Genomic DNA, 22,202 nt, shown 5'->3' with positions numbered 1-22,202 from the left:
ATTGGTTAAATGAAACATAAATTGATTAATATGGAACATAAATTAGAAATCCAATGAAAAAGGGGTCTTTATTTGGTGATATCAGGTAAATTTAGCTTAATGCTATCAAAATGAAGAGGAGAAAGTTACCAGAGCCAGGCAAAATGCCTGGCTTTTAAGCAATTTAACGTGTGTTGGAACATATATTCACTAAATTGGAACATAAACCAACCAATATGGAACATAAATTCAAAACCCAAATAAAAAAGAGACACTGCAAAAGCAGTATCTCCCACCTGTCCGCGTGGAATGGACAAATCAAGCAAAAAGTCCTCGGGCGGTGCCTGTCACTATATTGAATCACCGTATTGAATCACCGTATTGAATTACCGTATTGAATCACCGTATTGAATTACCGTATTGAATCATCGCACTAACTTTCGACCAACTTGCTCCGTTTGCATTCTTCGTGGAATGCGCGGAGGCGTTTGGTTCGCTCCATAAGGGTTTCGATGAAGTATTCCCAGTCGTCTGAGCGTTTGACTTTTTTGTAGATGGTCCGCAGTTTCTTTAGGTGCCGTACGGCCATTTTGTAGCTGGAGCGGTTTTTGGCGTCGATTTCCCTCTGGGCCGATTGATGGAGCAGCGCGAGCAGCACCTCGGGCTTTTCCTTTTCAATCAGCTTCATCCGATCCTTGGGGATATCATAGAAATTCAACCCAACAAACGCCTGCAGCTCGCCCCATTTATCATACATCCCGCGCTCAAACAGCAAATATTCATAATCCGAATAGCTGTAGGGAAGGGTCTGCATCAGTGCTTTTTCAAATAAATCAAAGCGGTCATTCCCGCCGCAATAGGGGGCAATAGCCCGAATCGCCGTTCTCGTAAAACTTGAACAACTATGATAACCGCTCAGAGAATCCAAGTACTTTTTAATTCTTCCGATAAACAGTTCAATCACCGGTCCGACACGCTTCCATGCCTTTTGGCTGCTCAAAAGATCAATCCAGTAAAGGATGTAAGGCACAGTCCAATCATCTTCGGAAGCTTGGATCAGCTTAAGTGCCGAATCATCCTTTTGCAAAAGAAAGTTCAAGTGAACCCCAGCAATCATCAGCGGCCCTGGGTTTTCCCAATCCTGGAGCTCCTTCATCCGCGAACGGATCTTCAAGATTTCCTCTTCGCGCCATTCCTTCTTTTTAAACAATCCAGTCCACAGAAGGCGGTAAAAATAGATCCGTTCAAATTCAAGCCGCTGGACACAGGTCAACAAATCAAAGGCGTCGTCCTTTAATTTTAAAATAAACTCATCAAAATCAAACGGCATTGACTGCATGCCGATTTTTTCGACAAGTTCCTCGGCATCATCCAGTAATTTTTCGAACACGCTGCCATAGGTTCGTTTCGCCATCTCCTCTGAATGCTCTGACTGCTCACTGAGCATTGCCAGCTTTTTAAATGAAATGACTGTTCCGACCATTTCATATAGAAGGCGCCATTCTTTTTCAACTGGGGCACTGGCTCGAATCCGCCGTTCGAAAATTTTAAATAACTCCTCGACCACATAAGGGCTCGTCGATTTTTTCGACTGCAAGAGCGTATCAAAGCTCACTTCAAAGGAATGGACCCACCGTCCGTAATCTGGCTTCAATACACCGTTCGCCTTGATCAAATCCTTCGCTGCCTGGAGTCCCCAGCTGGCGGCTGCCATTTTTTCCTTCATCGGTTCGCGCCACGCTTCAACCCATTCGGCGACACTGCCGACCCGTGAATAGGCCGCAAAAAAAACAGCCATTTGATGGCGGCACCATTCGTCGGAAGGGCAGGAGCATTCACTCATCGTAAAAAAGGTGAGGTCAAGGGTTACCTTCACAGGCGTCACATCCTGAACCGTCGCCGTGACCGTATTCTTCCCAAACGAAAGCTGCGACACCAACCCTTGCCGGTACAGCATCAACCCCTTTTGGACCATCCTCGCACCCTCAGTGGAATTCGGACTCAGCAAATCCGCAATCTCCTCCGCAAACCCCTGTATCTCCTCCGTCAACTCCAAAACGAAAACCCCCTTTACCCGAAAAAATCCATATTCCACTATTATACCCAAAAAATCAACGTTAGAGGAGGGGAGTGCTTGATTCGACAAAATTCGGGTGGTGACAGGCACAGTCCGAATTTTTTCTTTTATGGTGAATAAATTACCGCACTTTGGGTATTCTGTTAATGTTGAACTAGCCCCTATCGTATTTTAGCTCTGATTTGGTTACCTTCTAGCCAGGTTAATCTACGGTTTACGATATGGGGCTAGTTTTTATTTTGGGTTTGAGGATTTACCCACCGGTATGGTCCGCTTACCCGCCAGTTTCGTTGTTTTACCCTCCGCTTTTGCCGTTTTACCGTCCACTTCGACCTCTCACCAATCCAAATTCTTAAAAAAGTAACTTTCTCTCCAATTTTAAGAGGGAAAAGCAAGATTTTCCTAACGAAACTACTAAAAATCCACCAACCAATCCATTTACCTTCCACTTTTAAAGGTTTACCCACCGGTTTAGGCCGTTTACCCACCAGCTCAGTAGTTTTATCGTCCGCTTTTACAACTTTACCGTCCACTTCAATTACAACCCGCCCACCGACCGGATTTTGTCGAATATTTAGAATTCTATTGCGCGATGACAAATGAGAATATATAATTATGGTCAAGACCGTTATTAACCGAAATTAAAAATTAAAAGTTGGAGGGTGAGTTGGATGGGTAGTGGTAGGCGTCATTTTATTTTTTCATTGTTGTTTTTGGGGTGGTTGGTGGATTCGTTGACGTTGTTTGGGATGAATGTGGCGATTATTCCGATTAGTAAGGAGTTGCATTTATCACAGACGCAGAGCGGGATGGTGATTAGCAGCTTCTGGTTGAGCAGTGCGTTAATGACTCTGATTGCCGGCTGGGTTTCGGACAAATTTGGCTCGAGGAAAGTCATCGTCATTGCTGTATTTATCATTTCACTATTTTCATTGTTAACCGGGATGACTGGATCATTCATCGCAATTCTAGCGATTCGTTTTGTTCTTGGATTAGGGGACGGGGGGCTTCCAACAGGCTCTGGTGTCGCGATCACCGAAATTTACAAAAGAGAAGTCCGTGCACGTGCCAAGTCCATGTTACTTGCTGCACAATTAATCGGCGGGGTTCTCGCTTTATATCTTGCCGGAGTAATCGCAGACACCTGGGGCTGGCGCGTCATGTTTTATATTGTTGGCGGTCTAGGTCTCGTTGTGACCCTATTACTCTTTAAATATTACAATCCGCCAAAAGTTGAAAAATCAACCAGCAATCATTCGAATTCCTTACCAATGAAAGACCTATACAAGAGCAAACTTCTTTGGACGATCGTCATCATGTATTTTTGCTCAAGTGTTGTTCACTGGGGATTCTCCTCCTGGCTGCCGTCATATTTGGAGCAATCGCGCCATCTAAATTTACGAGATGTTGGCTCACTATCGATGATACCGCAAGCATGCGGCTTGCTCGCGGCGGTACTCACTGGCTTTTTAATCGACAAATCCTTAGCAGGCAAGGAAAAATTCATCGTTTTAATCGGCGCAATTGTTTCCGGTATTTGTTTGTATTTAATGTTCAAGGCACCAAATATTCAACTAGCGATTACTTATCAAAGTATTTTCTCCTTGGGCGATTCGGCGATTGCGATGGCAATTATCACGATTCCGCTCAAATATGTTTCGCAGAATATCATTGGCTCGTTTATGGGAATGATGTATTTTGCCGGGGGAATGGCCGGGTTTATTGCACCAACGGCAATGGGGGCGCTAATCGACAGCTTTGGAGGATCATTCCAAGCAGCATTCATCTTCCTCATTTGCGCACTGGCGGTAGTGTTAATTTGCGGCCTATTCTATAAAATTCCAAAAAATAATCCTAGTATCATAGAGAACAACCAATCAGCATAAGAGGTGACCAAACATGGATTTTCGCACAAGATTATCACAAATTATTGAAGAAAAACGGGAAAAATTGATTCAAGTAAGCGATAAGATTTGGAGTTTCGCTGAAACAGGATTCGAGGAGTTTCAATCAGCAGAACTCCTATGCAAAACACTAGAAGAAGAGGGATTTTCGGTAGAAAAAGGCATTGCCGATATTGAAACCGCCTTCATCGGCAGTTATGGCAGCGGCAAACCGGTTATTGCCTTTTTAGGGGAATTTGACGCCCTGACAGGGTTAAGCCAAAACGGCGGCACGACCCAACCAGCTCCCGTAAAAGCCGGAGGCAACGGCCATGGCTGCGGACATAATCTGCTTGGAACAGGATCCCTCGCGGCGGCGATTGCCTTAAGAACCTACATGATAGAAAACAATATAGAAGGAACCGTACGGTATTACGGCTGCCCGGGTGAGGAAATTGGCGGCGGCAAGACCTTTTTGGCCAGAGCGGGAGTGTTTGATGATGTTGATTTTGCCTTAACCTGGCATCCGGGAACCACGAATAATATCTGGTCGGCAAGGACGCTTGCTTGTTATGAAGTATATTTCAAATTTAAGGGGAAAAGTTCGCACGCAGCAGCAACACCGCATTTAGGCAGAAGCGCCCTTGACGCGGTTGAACTGATGAATATCGGCGTAAATTATTTACGTGAGCATATCATTCCTGAAGCACGCGTACATTACGCGATCACAAATACGGGCGGCCTTTCTCCAAATGTTGTCCAGGCGGAGGCGGAAGTGTTGTATTTTGTGAGGGCGCCAAGGGTTTCGCAGACGGAAGAGATCTACCAACGGGTTTGCGATATCGCTCGAGGGGCGGCGCTGATGACCGGCACCGCGGTTGAAATTGACCTCGCCTCAGCGCTCTCGAATGTGATTCCGAATACGACACTAGAAAAAGCGATGTATGAGAGCTTCGTGGAATTGGGTGTGCCTGAACATAATGAAGAGGAACTTCAATTTGCACAAAAAATCCGTACGACACTAGCGGAGGCGGACAAGAAGTTTGAGGTGGAGAAGAATCGGGCATTGGCAGGGAAAGATATGGCGGATCTCATTAATCCGTTCTCTCCTGATGAATTTATGGCGGGGTCGACGGATGTGGGCGATGTCAGCTGGATTGTGCCGACTGCGCAATGCATGACGGCCTGTGAACCGCTCGGGACGCCGCTCCATACGTGGCAAATCGTCGCGACCGGAACGACTTCGCTAGCGCATAAGGGAATGCTTCATGCCGGAAAAATTATGGCGGCAACCGCGGTGGATGTCCTGCAGCAGCCGGAGCTCATTGAAAAGGCGAAGGCAGAACTGGTGGAACGCAGGAATGGGGAAGAGTATGTATGTCCATTGCCGCCGGAGGTAAAGGAATATAAGGTTCGGATTTAATGACAAGGAAAAGGCGTGCACCGTGTGATAGCACGCCTTTTTTATATTCAATTAGATTTATTTCTATATCAAAAGCACCCCGGTAGTTGAGGATGAAAATTGAGAAAATCTCAGCTTATCTGGAAGGACAGTTTTTAGACTTTAAACGGAAAAATGTCCCAATGGTGTATATTAAAAAACCAACCCTTAAAGATTTGAGTAGGTTTTTGTTATCGTGGTAGACCAGGAGGATAGTAATAGGGGGGTACTTTAAGCCACCCTCGTTTACGCATAAGTGTTTTTAAGGTGGTTCCATACGTTGCCCATTCTAGATAGTTTTGCAACCAAATTAATCCGACATCATTTCGAACAGAATCAGCTTGTCCCTTCGAACACGCTTGCAAACAGGTAACTACCTTGAATGCTATACCATTTGCAAGTTCATTATCCGTCAACTTTACTCCTAAAGGAATATCATTTGGATGTGAATTTTGTTTTGACGATGATACATCTGGTAAGGGAATTCCCTCTTTTTTCATAAAACTGCTTAATTTTTTTACTTGTGATTCACATATTCGAATGACATCCGTTAATATTTCTTTGACCTCATCATCAGTTGTTGTATTTAACCCCATCTCCTCATAACGAACGAACTCTTCCATCAAAGTTAAATACGTCCAACAGTCACCCGCTTCAATGATATGTAAAGGTGATTTTGCTTCATTTGTTGTATCAAACGATATTTTAAGCAGATTCCAAATCGCTTCAAAAGGATTAGACATTGTCACACCTCCTAAACTGTATTATTCCATTTTTTTAAAAAATAATGTAATTTTAGAAAGAACTTAAGGGAATAAAACAAAGAGTCGCAGAATACGACTCTTTGCGTAATAAAAAGTGGTCCACTGCGACCTAAACTTTAATCTTCGTTTAAAATAAGGGAACAGTCTAGGGTTTTATTTTAAAACGTTAATGAATTCATCTTTTAATTTCTCTAACTGCTCATTAACACCGCGATCAATCAGATTTCCTTTCTCATCAAACTTTTCACGGGCATTCCCCACTTGGATCATAGGTCTATTGATCAACTTTACATTTAAAGCATACATAACATCGCGTAAATGACTTTGTGAGACTCCAACCTGAATGGAGGCAGCACCCATAACGGCAGTTGGTTTGCCTGCTATTGGTCTTTGTAAAGAACCGCGTGATAACCATTCAAGAGCATTTTTTAGTACAGCCGTATAAGACAAATTATATTCGGGGGAACTAACTAGTATAGCATCCGCAGACTCCACTAATTCTTTAAGTTTTATTACGTTTTCTGGCAAGTTATTTTCTCTCTCTTCACTAAAAAATGGGAGTTCCGATAGATCAGCTACTGTAAATTTAATATGTTCGGGCAGCAGCTGCCCAAATGCGCGTAATAGACCGCGGTTAAACGAATTTTTCCGTAAGCTGCCGCAAATCCCCACAATATGTAATTCGGAATTTAATTCTTTCATAGTTAATCCTCCTATTGTATAAAATTGTCACTTTGACCATATAGTACAACGCCTATTGTATCAAGAGCCATTTATCATAGGACTGAACATAAGAAGGGGAATGTTGTCATCAAAGTGGAACAAATCTAACACAATCTTTTGATCATTAAGTTCCAAAAGAAAATTAATTTTGGGGAACAGGATTGTTAACGCCGGAGGTTAAGAAATATAAGATTCGAATCTAATGACAAGGAAAAGGCGTGCACCGTTTGCACGCCTTTTTAAAAAACGCCTAAAATAAAAAAGCACAAGAACAGGAATGGGTGCATAGCCTATTAAAACGAGTTTAACTTAAATAAAAAGGATGGCTGTCAAAATGCCTGCGATTATTTTTGGACCGGTAACAATAAATAATATCACTGGAAATGGTGATGTCCAATTTGGTGATAGTTTGTTCAACTCACCAAAGGTTGCATCTAAGACTCCTGCTGGTGCCGGTGGATTTAACACGGGAGCGTTCATAGTAACAAATACCGGTGTAAGTTCTACGAATTTTATTGACCCTGACGGAGTTGACCAGCCAACTATTGGTAATGCCTAAAGTAATAAAACCCATTTTCCCCTTCGAGATTTGGAATCTCTTAAAATTCCAAGAAAATAAAAAATAATGAAAAGGATGGCTGCCTAAATGCCTGCAATTATTAATGGACCCATAGCAATCGATAATATCACCACAGATGGTAATGTCAAATTTGGTGACTCCATTTTTATGACACCAAAGCATGAATCCAAATCCTATGCTGGTTCTGGAGGATTTAACACAGGGGGGGCCGTGATAGCAAATACCGGGGTAAATGCTACAAATTATGTTGACCCTGATGTAGTAGATCAGCCGATTTATGGTAATAACTAAAGTGATAACAACCGTTTTCCCCTTCGTGATTTGCAATTTCTTAAATTCAGGGAATATAAAAAAAATACCAGGGAATGAAAGTGCATAAAAAGTGGCGGAAGCCAGCACACATTCCTTGGTATTTTTTCATATGTGGGTAGTCAAGCCCTACGAGGACGCGATTGATCATATTATATATGTACAAACAAGTATACCAGCTTGCACATATGATGATGTAAGAGCACTTTAGGGGGAATACACTTGTTTGTTAAAAAAGACGGTATCCATATTGGTACTATTTCAGGCGGGGTTGTCAACTTCGGTGGGTCAGCTTTTAATTCACCGATCACTGTAGCAAAAACACTTCGCGGGGCTGGAGAAGGCAACACGGGGACAATCGTTATAACGAACATAGGACGCAAAATATGAATTCAGAGTGCGATTTTGTTCCATTATTTTGTAGGATCAGCAACAAAGATGACGAAAAGAGCCTTAAAAAACAAAAGGGACAAGCTTTTGCTTGCCCTTTTAGTAACACTAGTTTTTAGGATGTTTGTAATAAACTAGGCATCCATCCAATCATATTTAGGTGAATACTCATAATCTACTGTAACTTTGAATGAGAGGATGATATGAATGGCTTACTACATAATTTTGCATCACTACCATCCATGGCATACACCTATTTACGTGCCATTTTTTCCATCGCCGGTATCACCAGCTGCTCTTACCTATCGATATTTGTTGAATAATTATGGTACAAAATACCTTTATTAGACTAGGCTGGTGTAAGGTAAGTGCGATTAATAAAGAATAGTACGCCGCCTTGGCGTGCTCATTTTTTGCGTCAATTCTTCAAGAATAATGCTTTAAAGCTTAACCGTTACTTCTGTTCCATCCTTTAGGATGGTTTCCAGCAATAGTAATCCTTTGTTCTCAGAAAGTGCATGCAGCAGTGGTTTCAAATCTTTTCTATCTATTTTTGGAACCTTAAAGGATTTTCCTTCTTTTTCGATTGCTTTATTTGCATATTTTAATATCCATTCTGACGTAAGAATGGCACTAAGCATCGTTAAAAGGGCATACGGAACAGGTATGGTGAATTTTCGATCCTTTGTTTTAATTTTCACTCTTAACATAGGCATCACTCGATGGTCACAAATAATTTTTCACCTTTGGCCGAGGTGATATCAACGATTTGGCCGTCTACTTCATTTTCAATTGCCTCAATTAAGAGGTCGATATTAATATCTTTCACATATTTTTCAGCTTCCGGGATTTTTTCAGCAATACTCGTTCCCACTTTTAAAACTGCCTTTACCAGCTTTATGGGTAGATTCACATTTACATGATCGCCCTCTTCAGATGCCACGCGAATCTTGAGCATTTTATTTAGATAGGGGGTATCTTTTCTTTCTAGAATGGAAGTTTCTTTCCCTTGTAAGGCATTAATTAATTCCGTCGCATTCTTTTTATCCAGCTTCCCTTCCTCAACCATCGTTAACACACGTGAAATTTCCTCTTTCATTTAGGATTCCCCCTCTTTAATTAACTGTATGGCTTCTTCTGCGGTAATTTCCCCTTTTTCAAGCATGGAAACAATTTTTTTCTTATCGACCTCTGTTTTCTTTACTGCGTTATAACCCAGTGAGCTAATAATCTCATCCAATTTCCCACGAACGGTCGGATAAGAGATCCCAAGCTCCTTTTCAACTTCCTTGATGTTTCCACGGCATTTTAGAAAAATTTCAATAAAATGAAGCTGTTCTTGTGCAAGAGCTGCAAATTTCGATAATTCAAATTCATTCTCCACCGTGGTATGACAATGAGTACATTGCAGCTTGGTAATGGTTAATTGATTGCTGCAAACCGGACAATTAGAGATTAGTGGATAAGCCATTTTTATCTCCTTTCCTAACTTAACCTCATCATACTACATCTGAATTGAAAAATGAATAACACAATTAACATTATTTAAAAACTACATAAAATTAATTAATAATATTAATTTTCGTTTTAATTTTATTTAATGAAAAGGCTCTGTAAATCTTGGTTGTTGATTTCCGCTCCAGGCACTTCGCTTTCCGTGGGCGGTTCGGGGAGCCTCCTCGTCGCTTTGCTCCTGCGGGGTCTCCCCTGTCCCGTACTCCCAAAGGAGTCTTCGTGCCTTCCGCTCCAATCAACACTGTTCAAAAAATCAACATTGTTCTTTAACACATCCAATGAAAAAAGGATCCCTTCACAATTGTTCTATTTATTTGTAGAAAGTAATACATATAACGGATGGAGGAGGATAGAATGAAGGCAATTGTGTACACCAAATATGGTCCCCCCGATGTTCTTCAACTAGAAGAGGTAGAAAAACCGATTCCGAAAGAGAATGAAATCCTGGTAAAAATAAAAGCCACCACCGTAACCGTTGCCGATGTTCGGGCCCGGAGCTTTACCGTTCCTCCCGCTTTCTGGCTGCCGGCACGAATCACGCTTGGTTTTAGACAGCCCAAAAAAGTGATCCTAGGAATGGAATTGGCAGGAGAAGTGGAGTCCGTTGGGAAAAAGGTTAAACGGTTCAAGGAAGGGGACCCGGTTTTTGCTGCATCACTGGCGGGGTTTGGAACCTATGCTGAGTATAAGTGTCTGCCGGAGGATGGGCCAGTAACCTTAAAACCTTCCAATATCACGTATGAGGAAGCCGCCGCTATCCCAATTGGAGCCCGCACAGCCTTATTTTTTCTAAAAAAGGCTAATATACAAAGAGGCCAAAGGGTTCTCGTTTATGGTGCTTCCGGAAGTGTAGGAAGTTATGCAGTTCAGCTTGCCAAGTATTTCGGAGCGCATGTGACAGGGGTGTGCAGTACCACGAATTTGGAATGGGTTAAATCTCTAGGAGCAGACAAGGTAATGGACTACACGACGGAGGATTTTTCCAAGATAGATGAGACGTATGATGTGATCTTTGAAGCGGTAAACAAGAGTTCGTTTGCGGCTTGTATGAAATGGTTAAAGAAGGACGGTGCCTATATAAATATCACAGAGCCGTTGCCAAGTGCTCGAATGCTTTGGACTCAAATGACGAGCAACAAGAAATTATTATTGAGTCGAAATTCACCTGAAACCCCGGAATCACTGGAATTTCTTAGGGAACTGGTTGAGACCGAGAAGTTAAAAGTGGTCATTGATAGAACCTATGCGTTTGAAGATATAGTGGAAGCTCATCGATATGTCGAGAAGGGGCACAAGAAGGGGAATGTTGTCATAAAGGTAGAACAACTCTAATTAACAATCCTGTTCCAAAAGAAAATTAATTTTTGGGAACAGGATTGTTATTTGCTTTTCTGACGATTGCGATAAAAACTCGAGAAATAAGAAAAGTGATACTCAAAGAATAAAAGCTAATGAGGGAATTCCATCCCTTTTTGAATTTAATTAAAGACGTGTATTTTTCTAAGAAATGCTCTGTTACAGTCATCGGAATACTGAAATAGAATACTTTAAAAAATATACCGAAAATATTGGACTTTTTTGTAACCTGGTTATAGTAAACACAAGTTATCGGGTAAAGTAAATAATCAAAAATAAAGCTAAAATCAAAGGATTTAAATAATTTAACCGGATATTTGATGTATCCTTTTTTCACAATTAAATTATCTAATATGGAAGATAAAAATCCTTTAAAAAGAAAGATCAGTAACCAATCCTTTGCGGGGGGTTTTCGAATCAAATTTATAAATGAGATGATTCCAAAAATGAATAAAGTCCATAATACACTTTTCTCGAATGTTTTTTTCATAATGACACCTCATTTTGAAGTATACCCAAATGGATTGAGGGATTATTTAAGTTTGTATTAACTTCCATAATTTTGGAAATGATAAAGAAAAATTATGGGATGGGAATGAAAATGAATGGTAGAACACTTACCCAAAATAACATCTGCTGAAATTTCGATGTTGTGGAGTACCTATATTGGTGACACCATGTCTATTTGTGTTCTAAAACATTTTTTACAAACCTGCGAAGATCCGGACATTTTGCCGATCATCGAACTCGCTCTCAGCTATTCATACGACCATGTCGCACAAATATCTGATTTATTCACAAAGGAAGGCATTCCTCTGCCGAATGGATTTGGAGAACAGGATGTAAACTTGCAAGCGAAGAAGCTCTTTTCAGATGTAACGTACTTGCGTTACTTGCAACATATGGGGAGGACGGGATTGAATTCATACAGCCTGGCTAAGTCCGTTTCTGCCCGTAAAGATGTCCGTCAGTTGTTTAAACATTTTTCAGACCAAACAGAAACGTTGTTTGACCGTAATGTAGAACTGATGCAGGAAAAAGGGGTCTTTATCCGAGCTCCCTATATTGCTTACCATGACAAAGTAGAGTATATTACAGATAAAAAATTCCTTGGTGGACTAGTAGGCCATCGAAGGCCGCTTCTTGGAATTGAAATTGCCCATTTAGGGGTTAATATTGAAGTTGCAAATGTTGCAAAAACAATGCTTTTAGGATTTAGTCAAGTTGCTCAGTCAAAGAAACTGAGTGACTACTTTAAAGAGGGATATGATTTAGGAAAGAAAATGGCGGAAGATTTTATGATAAAACTAAAAGAAGATGATGATTCTTATCCTTCCACATGGGATTCAACGATTACAAATAGCACGGAGGCACCTTTTTCGGATAAATTAATGTTATTTCATACAAATGCGCAAAGTGCGATTGGGATTGGAGATTTTGGACTTGCCATTGCCGCATCCCTTCGAAAAGATTTAACGGTCAATTATGAAGGCTATATCCTTAAGGTCGGAACATATGCCGGGGAAGGTGCAAAACTCTTAATTGATCATGGATGGTTTGAAAAACCTCCCCAAACCATTGATCGAGAAGCACTTAGAAACCAAAATAAATAAATTTATAGAAAAGCTCCCTTCAACGAAAGGGAGTCTTTTTATTTTTAAAGTAAAGGGCAAGGGTCAGCGATCGCTCAGGAATATCGTTCCACAGAAATAGGAGTAAAGGTACTTTTACGGTACAAATGGCTGCGTTCTTATAAACGATTAATGATGACAAATAGAATTTAAGAGGTGCCTTATGTTACAATCCGGGTAGGAACTCACTCATTCGAACTATCTGATTTCTGAAAGGAATTCTTGAGTAATGAAAAAAATCGTTTTAGGAATTGTTGGCCCGCAAGACCTCGTAACACGGGTCCAAGAACAAGCCGTAACCGCCAAATTGGATCATATCGAAATCCAAACGTATAATACTAGTTTGTTTGAAGAACTAAAAATATTAGCTAAAAAAATAGCTGAATCTTGTGACGCTTTACTTTTTACCGGGCCAGGGGCCCATGAGATTTACAAGGCGGAAGAAGCGAAATTGGACTTGGAGTTTCCTCCCATATCCGTTTCTGTCCGTTATGATGGGTCCGCCCTTTATCGATCCCTGTACGAACTGTCCATAGAAAATAAGGGCGATCCCTCGCGATTTACTCCTTTTACCATTGATCGGTTGCCGATTAATGAAATGAATGAAGTGCTTCGTGAAGTCAGGCTACAAGAAGAAAAAATGATTGTGATTAACGATATTACTTCATCTTCAACGAATGATTGGGCAACTCTTCATGAACAACATTTTCTTACTGGCAAAAGTAAATATGCCATTACGTGTTTAACAAGTGTCGCGAATGAACTGATACAACGTGGCATTCCTGTCAAGAGGGTAGAACCAACCTACTCTTCCATCCATTCAGCCTTGCAAATTGCTTATGCAAAGATAGAAAGTCTTTTGCAAATTCAATCCCAAATAGCGGTAGTTCTGCTAAAATGGCGGTTTCCGGACCGGCGCCCGAAAAATCGTTTTAGTGCCTATAGAGCTAATCTAAAATTGCAAGAAAACATCATTGATTTTTGTGAATCTTGGGAAGCCTCCCTAACCTTTTCAGTCGATAATCAAGCGGTCATCTATACAACAATGGCAGTAGCTAAAAGCTTTACTGATAATTTCAAACACTTTCCCCTCCTGCACACATTGGATGAAGAAACCGGCAATAAGATTTTTGCTGGGATTGGCATCGGGACTGATACGCTAAAGGCGGAGCGCAACGCAGAAGAAGCGATAAAATACACCGATTTGAAAAGCAATTCTTGTGCCTATATCATGTTTGCGGATGGGAGCCTTATGGGCCCACTGGTACAAAGTGATAGGATCCCGCTAAAATTTTCGAAAAGTGCTGATAATCCGGTTCTAGTCAAACTATCTGAACAAACCCATCTAAGTGTGGTAACCCTTACCCGGCTATTGTCATTGGCGGGTCAGCAAGAACAAGAGAATATCAGTGTACATCATATTGCCAAAGCCTTTGACATTTCCCTACGTAGTGCAAGAAGGCTGCTACAGCAGCTTGAAGCCTGTGGACTTGCCGAAGTGGTGGGAGAAGAACAGCCACCCGGACGGGGTAGACCGCGGCAGCTGTTTCGGCTTCTGTTTCCGGAAGAACTAGCCAAGAAAAAGAATGGATAGAATTTGAGAGTGTACAGCAAACGTTGCCTGTACACTCTCTTTTTCATTTTCAAAATAGGTATAGACTGTTCCTTAAAATAAATAGAAATATTTTAAAAATATGAAAATTTTAAATTGACAAACAATTAAACGCTTTTTATTATTTAATTACGGACTATTTATCAAACTTGAAATAAACGACCGTAATTCGAATGAGAACGTTCTGTTTCAAAGCGGGTTAGGAAAAGGAGGTGAACGTATGTATGAGAACTTAGTTGTTCGATAGGTAGTTGGATCTTATGTTTCATATAGCACCTACACGAATGATCAATACCAAACAATAATAAAATCTGTAGTTTTATTAGGGAGGTTAATGGGCGTGAAAGATGCGTTAAATAAAGGAACGGGAAAGTATATCGTCTTTGCTCTTTTGTATGTAGGTTGGTGCATTTCTTATATCGACCGGGCCGCCATTAGTATTGCCCTTGCATCTATAGGTAAAGAATTTCACTTAGATGCTTCCGTACTTGGAGTTGTATTAAGCACTTTCTTTATTGGATATGCAATTATGCAAATTCCGGGTGGATGGTTGGCAGATAAATTCGGGTCAAAGAAAGTCATTATGACCGCTATCCTGCTATGGTCGATTTTCACGCTCTTTACTGGTTTCGCATGGTCTTTGACCGCTTTGATTGTGATTCGTTTATTGTTTGGCCTAGGAGAAGGAGCATTTCCTGCAGCCAGCGTAAAAGGTGTCAGCGAAGTCTTCCCTAAAAAGGAAAGATCGAAAATGGCGGCGGGGCTTATGTCTTCTAATTATATTGGTAGTGCTCTTGCTCCATTGTTGATAGCGCCTATCATGATTGCCTTTGGATGGAGATCCTTGTTCCATATCATCGGAATTATCGGTATTGTTTTTGTCTTGGTTTACTGGTTGGTAATACGCCCTGTAAAAGCAGAGACAGCGGCTTCAGAGGGCAAGGATGCTGAACAAAAAGCCCTTCAGAAAGGGCAGATTAAAGAACTCCTTAAAATGCCGATTATGTGGCAGTTGGTCATTGCCTGGTTTGGTCTGAGCTTGGTCAATAAAGGATTGGATTCCTGGATGCCCACATATCTGTTAAATGTACGCCACTTGGATTTGAAGTCGATTGGGTTTTTAACACCATTGCCCTTTATTGCTGCAGGGATTTCGACTGCCATTGGCGGATGGGTTATGGATCGGTTCTTTGATGGCAAAGAAAAATACTTGCTTGTCATTAGTGCAGCCTTTACCGCCTTTTTCCTTTATTTCATGTACACTGCCCATACAGTTGCCATGGTCATTACGTTCCAAAGTATCGTCTATTTTTTCAAATCCTTCACGCTGGCAACAGTCATAGCCTTGCCTGTGAAAATGCTTTCTGGAAAAGTTGTTGGAACTGCTACGGGGATGATTAATTTTGGGGGACAATCTGCAGGGTTTGTGTCACCGGTCATTATCGGATTGATGATCAGCGCTTTTCATGGTTCATATAATGCGGCGTTTTGGTTCCTGATTGGAGCGGCTTGTCTGTCAGTCATGGCTAGCTTAACGATTAAATCACGTACCAAGGCGGATGGTTCATCTAATTTAAATAAAGCAATAAATTAAGTTGAACGAACTGGAGGAGTATAAAATGAAAATCGAAAAAATTGTCCTGCGAAAAATGAAAATGGCTTTGAAGACCCCTTTTGAAGTGAGCTTCGGTGTATTGACGGAAAGAGACTTTATTTTAGCAGAGGTTCATACGAAGGATTTTGTCGGATATGGGGATTGTTCAGCCATGCCATTTCCTTATTATAGTGAGGAGACAAATGCTACAGCGTGGCATATCTTGGAGAAATTTCTCATCCCATTGGTCTACAGTAAAGATGAAATTGCACACCCTGAAGAGCTCTATTCGCTGTTTAGCCACATCCGCCGAAACAAAATGGCCAAGTCGGCTCTGGATTGTGCCGTCTGGGATCTATATGCCAAAGAAAAGAATCTCCCTTTGCACAAGGTGTTAGGCGGAACAAGGGAACAAATTGAGACCGGGGTAAGCATAGGAATCCAAAAGACTTCGGATGATTTGCTAAGGGTGGTGGAGAGACACATGGAAGAAGGCTACCGCCGAATAAAAATCAAAATAAAACCGGGTAAGGATCTTCAATATTTAGAGGCGGTTCGGGAAAGGTTTGGCAATATCATGCTTCAGGCTGATGCGAATTCCGCCTACACATTAGATGACCTGGAATTATTTAAAGAAATGGACCACTTAAATATGCTCTTAATTGAACAGCCGCTAGCCCATGATGATATTGTAGATCATGCAAAACTGCAGTCCGTTATGAAAACAAGAATCTGTCTAGATGAGAGCATTCATTCAGTGGAAGATGCGAGAAAAGCAATCGAGCTTGGGAGCACAAAGACGATTAACATTAAAGTGGCCCGGGTCGGCGGGTTAACCGAGGCCAAGATGATTCATGATCTTTGTGCTTCTCATGACATCCCTGTTTGGTGTGGAGGCATGGTGGATACGGGGATTGGAAAGGCTCACAACATCGCTATCGCTACGTTGCCTAACTACCAATTTCCTGGGGATATCCCTGCTTCCGACCGCTATTATACTGAAGATTTTGTTGCCCCTCAAGTCAAAATCAATCAGGACTCAATGATTCAAGTTCCGGAGAGGGCAGGCATTGGATTTAAGCCTGTTCCTAAATTGTTGGACCGCTTTACTTACGATATAAAAGAATTCAAAAGATAAACAATCAAAAACATATCTGGGGAGAAAAGATCATGAGCTTAACGAGAGTGGAAGAGTTAATCGCTGAAAGAAAAGAAGAGTACTTAGAAAAGTTATTTTTGATATTGCGGCAAAAAAGCATCAGCGCTCAAAATGTCGGGATCAGGGAATGTGCCCATTTGGTTCAGGAGATGTTTACCGAATGTGGAATCCAGTCCGAGATTTATCAAACGAGAGGACTTCCTATCGTCTATGGTGAAATTAGTAGGCCCGAAAACACTTTTACACTTCTCATTTATGGCCATTATGATGTCCAGCCTCCCGAACCACTGGAAAAGTGGCTTTCCGATCCGTTCGAACCAACCATCAGGGAGGGGAGAATCTATGCCCGCGGTGCTGGGGATAACAAAGGTCAGTTTATGGCCCATTTGTTGGCGATCCGGTCATACATAGACGTTTATGGGCATCTTCCGATTAATGTAAAATTTATCATTGAAGGGGAGGAAGAAATGGGTAGTCCCAATCTTCCCTTATTTGTGGAGGAGCACAAGGAGTTGTTGAAGGCCGATCTCGTTTATACCGCGGACGGTTCCTCCCATGAAAGCGGGGCACAATCCATTTTGCTTGGCGTTAGAGGGATGCTATATGTGGAGATGACCGCAAAAGGAGCAGAATGGGACAATCATTCGGGGAATAAGGGCAATATTGTGCCAAATCCCGCTTGGAAATTAATCGATTTGCTCAAAACGATGCGCAATGAACAGGGTAAAGTATTGATTGAGGGATTCTATGACCGAATTTTGCCGCCTTCTGAAATAGACAAAAAGATCATGAGGGAAATTCCTTATGATTTAAACGAGGTAAAGGAAAAAATCGGCTATCCTGACCTGGAAATGGATAGTGAGACATATCAGCAAAAACTCATGTTCGAGCCGACCTTCAACATTTGCGGGTTTTATAGCGGGTATACAGGGCCAGGGGTGAAAACCATCATCCCATCGACAGCTACTGTAAAAATTGACATTCGCCTGGTTCCCGATCAGGACCCTGATTACATTTATCAGTGTATTCAACAGCATATCAGCAAACATGCGCCTGACATTCAGCTTAGTGAACAGTTGTATTCAGTTCCGTCATCCAGAACGTCCCCCGATTTGGAATGTGTACGCTTGGTGGCGGAGGCTGTAGAAGCCTCAACGGGCCGGAAACCGGTTATTCAGCCAAGCCTTGGAGGCAGCTTGCCAGATTATATCTGGACGAAGATATTGGGCTTGCCGTCCATCAATGCTCCTTATGCAAATTTTGATCAGGGGAATCATTCTCCTAATGAAAATATCAAAGTAGAGAATTTTTTTAATGGAATTAAGAGCACTTGCCATGTGATTCACAAGTTTTCTGAGAAATGATTGATTATTTAACCCCGCTTTTCCGATAAAAAAGGAGGAGCGGGTTTTATTGTAGAATGAAAACAAACCTTAATTTTATCGAGAGTAAGCAATGAGAATGAAGAAGAAGCGAAAAAGAAAAAATGGGACTGGGTGCTGGAGCTTATTGATGTTATTGAGGTGATGGGGCAAATCTTATTATGGTTGATACGTGGGATTTTCCACGTGATTACGAAAATCATGCACTAAAAAGTGAAAAAGAGCTGCCCATTTTAAAGTTGGGAAATCTTATAAATGTTCCGCCGCCACCCCCGTGTATGCGGCTTTTCCTCGGCAAATCCAATCAGAAGAATTCTTCAAGAAGGTCTGGACATTCACCCATTATTCTTCCATGCAAAAAATAACCCAAAATTATTTTTCTAAAAACCTCATGCTAATAGGAGAAAAAAGAAGTATATAAGAGGAGTTTTAGGGTGATTACGCTTACTTGAAGTTTCACAAAATTGTCATTTTCAGTTATACTTCATTTGCTTACAACGGACCCGACTTTCATGAGAGTTGAAAGTCAAAATAACAAAAATAAATGAGGTGTTTCATAATTGAAATTACAAACAATTAAATATGAATGGTTCGGGAATATCAAGGGGGATATTCTTTCAGGCACTGTCGTCGCGTTAGCATTAATTCCAGAAGCCATTGCCTTTTCCATTATTGCGGGTGTCAATCCAATGGTTGGTTTATATGCATCTTTTTGTATTGCTCTTGTGATTGCTTTTGTTGGCGGCAGACCTGCGATGATTTCTGCTGCCACTGGAGCTACAGCCTTGTTAATGGGCGGCTTAGTGAAAGGTCATGGATTGCAGTATTTATTAGCTGCCACCATTCTAACAGGAATCATTCAAATCATCTTTGGTTCCTTGAATATCGCACGGTTAATGAAATTTATTCCTCGTTCCGTTATGGTGGGCTTTGTGAATGCACTGGCCATTTTAATTTTTATGGCTCAGTTAACCCATTTTAAGGGTCAATCATGGGTGATGTACGTAATGGTTGCAGGCGGGCTAGCCATCATTTATCTATTCCCGCGAATAACAAAAGCTGTGCCTTCACCACTTGTATCCATCATCATGATTACCATTATTGCGGTGTTAACAGGAGCACATGTAAAGACGGTTGGTGATTTAGGGACCCTGAAACAATCGCTGCCTACTTTTCTTCTGCCACATGTTCCTTTTACGTTGGAGACATTCAAAATCATCTTTCCTTACTCACTTGGAATTGCGGTGGTTGGATTGATTGAGTCGCTATTAACAGCGCAAATTGTCGATGATTTGACCGATACGACGAGTGATAAGAATAAAGAAGCCCGTGGACAGGGGATTGCTAATATCGTATCTGGAATGTTTGGCGGTATGGCTGGATGTGCCATGATCGGTCAATCCGGAATCAATGTCAAATCAGGTGGCCGGGGAAGGCTCTCAACCTTTGTTGCGGCAGTATTTTTAATGGTTCTGATTGTTATTTTAAATAATGTTCTTGTAAAAATTCCAATGGCTGCCTTGGTAGCGGTCATGTTTATGGTTTGTATTGGAACTTTTGATTGGTCCAGCTTAAGGAAATTGCCGATCACACCTAAATCTGATGCGATTGTTATGATTGTCACGGTTGTTACGGTTGTTGCAACCAATAATTTATCCATCGGTGTTGGAGTAGGTGTCATTCTGAGCGCGGTTTTCTTTGCCTCGAAGATTTCAAAAGTGGAGGTAAAAGCAATCTCAAACGGGACAAAGAAAAAGACTTATCTCGTATCAGGACAGATTTTCTTTGCATCCGTGAATGATTTTGTCCAGCACTTTGATTTTAAAGAGGATGTTGCGGAAGTAGAGATGGATTTATCCAATGCCCATCTTTGGGACGATTCCGCCATTGGTGCGATTGATAAGATTGTTCTTAAGTATCAGCAAAATGGGGTACGAGTGAATCTTAAAGGGTTAAATGTTGAAAGTACGAGGTTGTTAGATAAACTAACTGTGCATAAGGCTTCCGAAAGTTTTATGAAGGTTTCGAATCAATAGGGAAGAAGGGGGCGTCCAAAAAGTCAGTTAACTGACCTTTGGGAGCCCCTTTTTTTCGCTAATTTTTTCGGGTGGTGCCTTATTATTGTTCCTTATTTAAGGGTAACAACTTTATTGGTTAATAGTTGAATCGTAGTTTTTCGAATCAGCTTTGGGAGAACGTGAAACGTATAGGGTTTATAAACGCGTTCGGTCCATTGGTGGCCGTCTTTGCCATAGACACCCATATTTATAGAAGCAATATTTAACTCTCGAATATCCTTAAAAGGTGTAATTCCGATTGAGTCCCATTCAGGAATATTATCAATTAATGAAAGAATCTCTTCATCAGTTTCATGTAAGGATAGGAAGCTTCCGTCGGCTAAATAAGGGAAGAACTTTTTAACAGCAAAGATTTCTTCTGTTTCTGTTTCCATTTCTGCGACAACCTTTTCAACCACCTGTAGCAATGTTCGATCACGAGCCTGATCATCCTTTAAATAATTATGCGGTAAGTAAGGCGGTGCAAAGAACAGAATGACTCTTGGTTTCTTATCGGGATCTAGTTGTTGTAAAGCTTCGACTACTTTAAAGCAAAGCATCCGCAGTTCTAATCCTTTATTTTCTTCAATCACCATTTGCGTATGTGAGGCCGTTTGTATTCCTTTTCTTTCAAGATCATCTATATAATCCGCTAAGTTTGTCACTTCAATATTCCACAAAAGCGGCTTTGGCGGCAATCCGGTTTGTTTTAAAAATGTTTGGTAACGCGTATATGAGGAATGTTCGACTTCAGAGCAGGCATCAATGGCGATTTCCTGTAACTGATCCATCACTTCTTTTGCGGTTCGCTCATAGATAAAATAATTAAAATACAAATAGCTGCTTTTGGCCGTCTGTACATTGTAGATTTCTTTTGTGTCCCTTTGATATAAACAAGTTGGCGGCAGGCATAATTCTCCTTCAATGTTTTCGGCTAAATCGAGATTATTATGAATCCGTCTGGTTAGTTCGGAGGCGATCACATTTGGGTCAATCCCTGTTAATGTATCCCCGACATGAACTTCCCGACCATAAATATAAAAACATGGAAGTAACTTTCCTGCTGCCCCTGTATAAATATAACGAGTGCGATCCCCGTCATATAATGGAGTAATGAAATCATCGTTAATCGCCGCAACAAAATCCAGCTTTTCCTGTTGACTCAAGCGTTTCAACTCAGAAATTGCCGATTGTACGCCAACATGCTGGCTTTCTTCATCTGGATTGAGCATGAGAAGAATGTTTCCCGGAAGCTCATCTAAATGTTCACTGAAATATAGCACATTTGCAAGATGAACAGCAATCCCGCTTTGCATGTCTACAGCGCCTCTCCCAAACATCCATTCACCAGAGAGGGCATCCTGCTGCACCTCTTGATCAAACGCATAGGTTGAGAAAAATGCCTGCAAGGCATCGGGATTTAACGCATCACTCTTTAAAGAACCAAAGTCTTCGATTCCGACTGTATCCATATGAGAATGGAAAATAATTGTTTTTTGTGATGCAGATTTACCGTAAATCAAGGCGAAAATATTTTTCCGGCCAAACGGATCTCCAGGTATTGGCTGTTCCCACACGTTCAATGGGTGCTGTGTAAAGTAAGGGAATGTTTGAAGGGTTTGTTTAATAAAGTCGGCCACATTCGCTTCACCATCTGTTCCATTGACGCTAGGAATACTAACGAGTTTTCTTGTAATCGTTTCTACTTGTTCAGCCAAGGTTTGTTCTTTTAGTTCGTTATACATGATTT

General features: G+C 41.3%; 21 protein-coding genes. 12 read left to right on the top strand and 9 right to left on the bottom strand.

What is annotated here, in order from left to right:
• Window positions 1-412: 412 nt before the first annotated feature.
• Both ACFQZ9_RS12625 and ACFQZ9_RS12620 read right to left on the bottom strand, forming a co-directional pair.
• Complete coding sequence (locus ACFQZ9_RS12625) at window positions 413-2,035, bottom strand: SWIM zinc finger family protein (RefSeq protein WP_498944071.1); 1,623 nt, start codon at window positions 2,033-2,035, stop codon at window positions 413-415.
• Between the two features lie 248 nt (window positions 2,036-2,283).
• Entirely contained in the window at window positions 2,284-2,589 is a 306-nt protein-coding gene (locus tag ACFQZ9_RS12620) for a hypothetical protein (protein WP_498944070.1), read from the bottom strand.
• Window positions 2,590-2,727: 138 nt separating this feature from the next.
• Between ACFQZ9_RS12620 and ACFQZ9_RS12615 the strand changes: the two genes are divergently transcribed.
• Both ACFQZ9_RS12615 and ACFQZ9_RS12610 read left to right on the top strand, forming a co-directional pair.
• The gene (locus ACFQZ9_RS12615; RefSeq protein WP_198310801.1) at window positions 2,728-3,942 is read left to right on the top strand and encodes an MFS transporter; all 1,215 of its coding nucleotides are present in this window, start codon (window positions 2,728-2,730) and stop codon (window positions 3,940-3,942) included.
• A 13-nt stretch (window positions 3,943-3,955) separates the two neighbouring features.
• Window positions 3,956-5,362 carry a M20 family metallopeptidase gene (locus ACFQZ9_RS12610; protein ID WP_498944069.1) on the top strand — a complete coding sequence of 469 codons (1,407 nt, stop codon included), beginning with the start codon at window positions 3,956-3,958 and terminating at the stop codon, window positions 5,360-5,362.
• A gap of 209 nt (window positions 5,363-5,571) precedes the next feature.
• Here ACFQZ9_RS12610 and ACFQZ9_RS12605 read toward each other — a convergent pair whose 3' ends face one another.
• Window positions 5,572-6,123, bottom strand: a complete 552-nt coding sequence (locus ACFQZ9_RS12605) for a DUF3231 family protein (protein ID WP_498944068.1) — start codon at window positions 6,121-6,123, stop codon at window positions 5,572-5,574.
• A gap of 174 nt (window positions 6,124-6,297) precedes the next feature.
• A complete protein-coding gene (locus ACFQZ9_RS12600) occupies window positions 6,298-6,846 on the bottom strand; it encodes an NADPH-dependent FMN reductase (RefSeq protein ID WP_498944067.1) in 549 nt (182 codons plus the stop codon).
• A gap of 355 nt (window positions 6,847-7,201) precedes the next feature.
• On the opposite strand from ACFQZ9_RS12600, the gene ACFQZ9_RS12595 reads away from it, so the two are divergent.
• The 3 genes from ACFQZ9_RS12595 to ACFQZ9_RS12585 all read left to right on the top strand — a co-directional run bounded on the left by ACFQZ9_RS12595 (window position 7,202) and on the right by ACFQZ9_RS12585 (window position 8,146).
• A complete protein-coding gene (locus ACFQZ9_RS12595; protein WP_026572771.1) occupies window positions 7,202-7,426 on the top strand; it encodes a spore germination protein in 225 nt (74 codons plus the stop codon).
• A gap of 87 nt (window positions 7,427-7,513) precedes the next feature.
• Complete coding sequence (locus ACFQZ9_RS12590; RefSeq protein ID WP_498944066.1) at window positions 7,514-7,738, top strand: spore germination protein; 225 nt, start codon at window positions 7,514-7,516, stop codon at window positions 7,736-7,738.
• Window positions 7,739-7,978: 240 nt separating this feature from the next.
• On the top strand, window positions 7,979-8,146 hold the full coding sequence (locus tag ACFQZ9_RS12585; RefSeq protein WP_498944064.1) for a spore germination protein: 168 nt from the start codon (window positions 7,979-7,981) through the stop codon (window positions 8,144-8,146).
• A 440-nt stretch (window positions 8,147-8,586) separates the two neighbouring features.
• Here ACFQZ9_RS12585 and ACFQZ9_RS12580 read toward each other — a convergent pair whose 3' ends face one another.
• Genes ACFQZ9_RS12580 through ACFQZ9_RS12570 form a run of 3 tightly spaced genes read right to left on the bottom strand, consistent with a single transcriptional unit; the run spans window position 8,587 to window position 9,617 of the window.
• The gene (locus tag ACFQZ9_RS12580; RefSeq protein WP_498944063.1) at window positions 8,587-8,856 is read right to left on the bottom strand and encodes a hypothetical protein; all 270 of its coding nucleotides are present in this window, start codon (window positions 8,854-8,856) and stop codon (window positions 8,587-8,589) included.
• Window positions 8,857-8,861: 5 nt separating this feature from the next.
• Window positions 8,862-9,245 carry an SHOCT-like domain-containing protein gene (locus ACFQZ9_RS12575; RefSeq protein ID WP_498944062.1) on the bottom strand — a complete coding sequence of 128 codons (384 nt, stop codon included), beginning with the start codon at window positions 9,243-9,245 and terminating at the stop codon, window positions 8,862-8,864.
• Window positions 9,246-9,617 carry a DUF2089 domain-containing protein gene (locus ACFQZ9_RS12570; RefSeq protein ID WP_327835242.1) on the bottom strand — a complete coding sequence of 124 codons (372 nt, stop codon included), beginning with the start codon at window positions 9,615-9,617 and terminating at the stop codon, window positions 9,246-9,248.
• A gap of 398 nt (window positions 9,618-10,015) precedes the next feature.
• On the opposite strand from ACFQZ9_RS12570, the gene ACFQZ9_RS12565 reads away from it, so the two are divergent.
• Window positions 10,016-10,993 carry an NAD(P)-dependent alcohol dehydrogenase gene (locus ACFQZ9_RS12565; RefSeq protein WP_498944061.1) on the top strand — a complete coding sequence of 326 codons (978 nt, stop codon included), beginning with the start codon at window positions 10,016-10,018 and terminating at the stop codon, window positions 10,991-10,993.
• A 25-nt stretch (window positions 10,994-11,018) separates the two neighbouring features.
• Here the strand turns inward: ACFQZ9_RS12565 and ACFQZ9_RS12560 are convergent, their stop codons facing one another.
• Complete coding sequence (locus tag ACFQZ9_RS12560; RefSeq protein WP_498944060.1) at window positions 11,019-11,507, bottom strand: CBO0543 family protein; 489 nt, start codon at window positions 11,505-11,507, stop codon at window positions 11,019-11,021.
• Window positions 11,508-11,622: 115 nt separating this feature from the next.
• Here ACFQZ9_RS12560 and ACFQZ9_RS12555 point away from each other — a divergent pair, with 115 nt between their 5' ends.
• From ACFQZ9_RS12555 to ACFQZ9_RS12530, 6 genes are all read left to right on the top strand, one after another.
• Complete coding sequence (locus tag ACFQZ9_RS12555; protein ID WP_498944059.1) at window positions 11,623-12,630, top strand: YvdQ family spore coat protein; 1,008 nt, start codon at window positions 11,623-11,625, stop codon at window positions 12,628-12,630.
• A 247-nt stretch (window positions 12,631-12,877) separates the two neighbouring features.
• Window positions 12,878-14,242 (top strand): hypothetical protein, encoded by a 1,365-nt coding sequence (locus ACFQZ9_RS12550; protein WP_498944058.1) that lies wholly within the window; start codon window positions 12,878-12,880, stop codon window positions 14,240-14,242.
• 358 nt (window positions 14,243-14,600) lie between these two features.
• The gene (locus tag ACFQZ9_RS12545; RefSeq protein ID WP_498944057.1) at window positions 14,601-15,854 is read left to right on the top strand and encodes an MFS transporter; all 1,254 of its coding nucleotides are present in this window, start codon (window positions 14,601-14,603) and stop codon (window positions 15,852-15,854) included.
• Window positions 15,855-15,879: 25 nt separating this feature from the next.
• Window positions 15,880-16,992: an o-succinylbenzoate synthase gene (gene menC / locus ACFQZ9_RS12540; protein ID WP_498944055.1), complete on the top strand. Its 1,113-nt coding sequence runs from the start codon at window positions 15,880-15,882 to the stop codon at window positions 16,990-16,992.
• 32 nt (window positions 16,993-17,024) lie between these two features.
• Window positions 17,025-18,377, top strand: coding sequence for a M20/M25/M40 family metallo-hydrolase (locus ACFQZ9_RS12535; protein ID WP_498944054.1), 1,353 nt, complete (start codon window positions 17,025-17,027; stop codon window positions 18,375-18,377).
• A gap of 578 nt (window positions 18,378-18,955) precedes the next feature.
• Window positions 18,956-20,431 (top strand): SulP family inorganic anion transporter, encoded by a 1,476-nt coding sequence (locus ACFQZ9_RS12530; protein ID WP_498944053.1) that lies wholly within the window; start codon window positions 18,956-18,958, stop codon window positions 20,429-20,431.
• A 92-nt stretch (window positions 20,432-20,523) separates the two neighbouring features.
• On the opposite strand, the gene ACFQZ9_RS12525 is transcribed toward ACFQZ9_RS12530, so the two are convergent.
• Window positions 20,524-22,197, bottom strand: a complete 1,674-nt coding sequence (locus ACFQZ9_RS12525; RefSeq protein ID WP_498944052.1) for a M20/M25/M40 family metallo-hydrolase — start codon at window positions 22,195-22,197, stop codon at window positions 20,524-20,526.
• Window positions 22,198-22,202: the final 5 nt, after the last annotated feature.

This window comes from Neobacillus sp. GCM10027624 (assembly GCF_042675345.1).
In the GTDB taxonomy this organism is placed as follows: Bacteria; Bacillota; Bacilli; order Bacillales; family Cytobacillaceae; genus Neobacillus; species Neobacillus cucumis_D.
The sequence above is the reverse complement of the archived record's forward strand: the minus strand, read 5'-3'. Positions and strand labels throughout refer to the sequence as shown.

Coding starts and splice junctions, on each gene's coding strand:
- ACFQZ9_RS12615 (WP_198310801.1), top strand. CDS start 2,728: ATGGGTAGTGGTAGGCGTCATTTTATTTTTTCATTGTTGTTTTTGGGG.
- ACFQZ9_RS12590 (WP_498944066.1), top strand. CDS start 7,514: ATGCCTGCAATTATTAATGGACCCATAGCAATCGATAATATCACCACA.
- ACFQZ9_RS12605 (WP_498944068.1), bottom strand. CDS start 6,123: ATGTCTAATCCTTTTGAAGCGATTTGGAATCTGCTTAAAATATCGTTT.
- ACFQZ9_RS12575 (WP_498944062.1), bottom strand. CDS start 9,245: ATGAAAGAGGAAATTTCACGTGTGTTAACGATGGTTGAGGAAGGGAAG.
- ACFQZ9_RS12525 (WP_498944052.1), bottom strand. CDS start 22,197: ATGTATAACGAACTAAAAGAACAAACCTTGGCTGAACAAGTAGAAACG.
- ACFQZ9_RS12610 (WP_498944069.1), top strand. CDS start 3,956: ATGGATTTTCGCACAAGATTATCACAAATTATTGAAGAAAAACGGGAA.
- ACFQZ9_RS12535 (WP_498944054.1), top strand. CDS start 17,025: ATGAGCTTAACGAGAGTGGAAGAGTTAATCGCTGAAAGAAAAGAAGAG.
- ACFQZ9_RS12580 (WP_498944063.1), bottom strand. CDS start 8,856: ATGTTAAGAGTGAAAATTAAAACAAAGGATCGAAAATTCACCATACCT.
- ACFQZ9_RS12550 (WP_498944058.1), top strand. CDS start 12,878: ATGAAAAAAATCGTTTTAGGAATTGTTGGCCCGCAAGACCTCGTAACA.
- menC (WP_498944055.1), top strand. CDS start 15,880: ATGAAAATCGAAAAAATTGTCCTGCGAAAAATGAAAATGGCTTTGAAG.
- ACFQZ9_RS12555 (WP_498944059.1), top strand. CDS start 11,623: ATGGTAGAACACTTACCCAAAATAACATCTGCTGAAATTTCGATGTTG.
- ACFQZ9_RS12565 (WP_498944061.1), top strand. CDS start 10,016: ATGAAGGCAATTGTGTACACCAAATATGGTCCCCCCGATGTTCTTCAA.
- ACFQZ9_RS12600 (WP_498944067.1), bottom strand. CDS start 6,846: ATGAAAGAATTAAATTCCGAATTACATATTGTGGGGATTTGCGGCAGC.
- ACFQZ9_RS12570 (WP_327835242.1), bottom strand. CDS start 9,617: ATGGCTTATCCACTAATCTCTAATTGTCCGGTTTGCAGCAATCAATTA.
- ACFQZ9_RS12560 (WP_498944060.1), bottom strand. CDS start 11,507: ATGAAAAAAACATTCGAGAAAAGTGTATTATGGACTTTATTCATTTTT.
- ACFQZ9_RS12595 (WP_026572771.1), top strand. CDS start 7,202: ATGCCTGCGATTATTTTTGGACCGGTAACAATAAATAATATCACTGGA.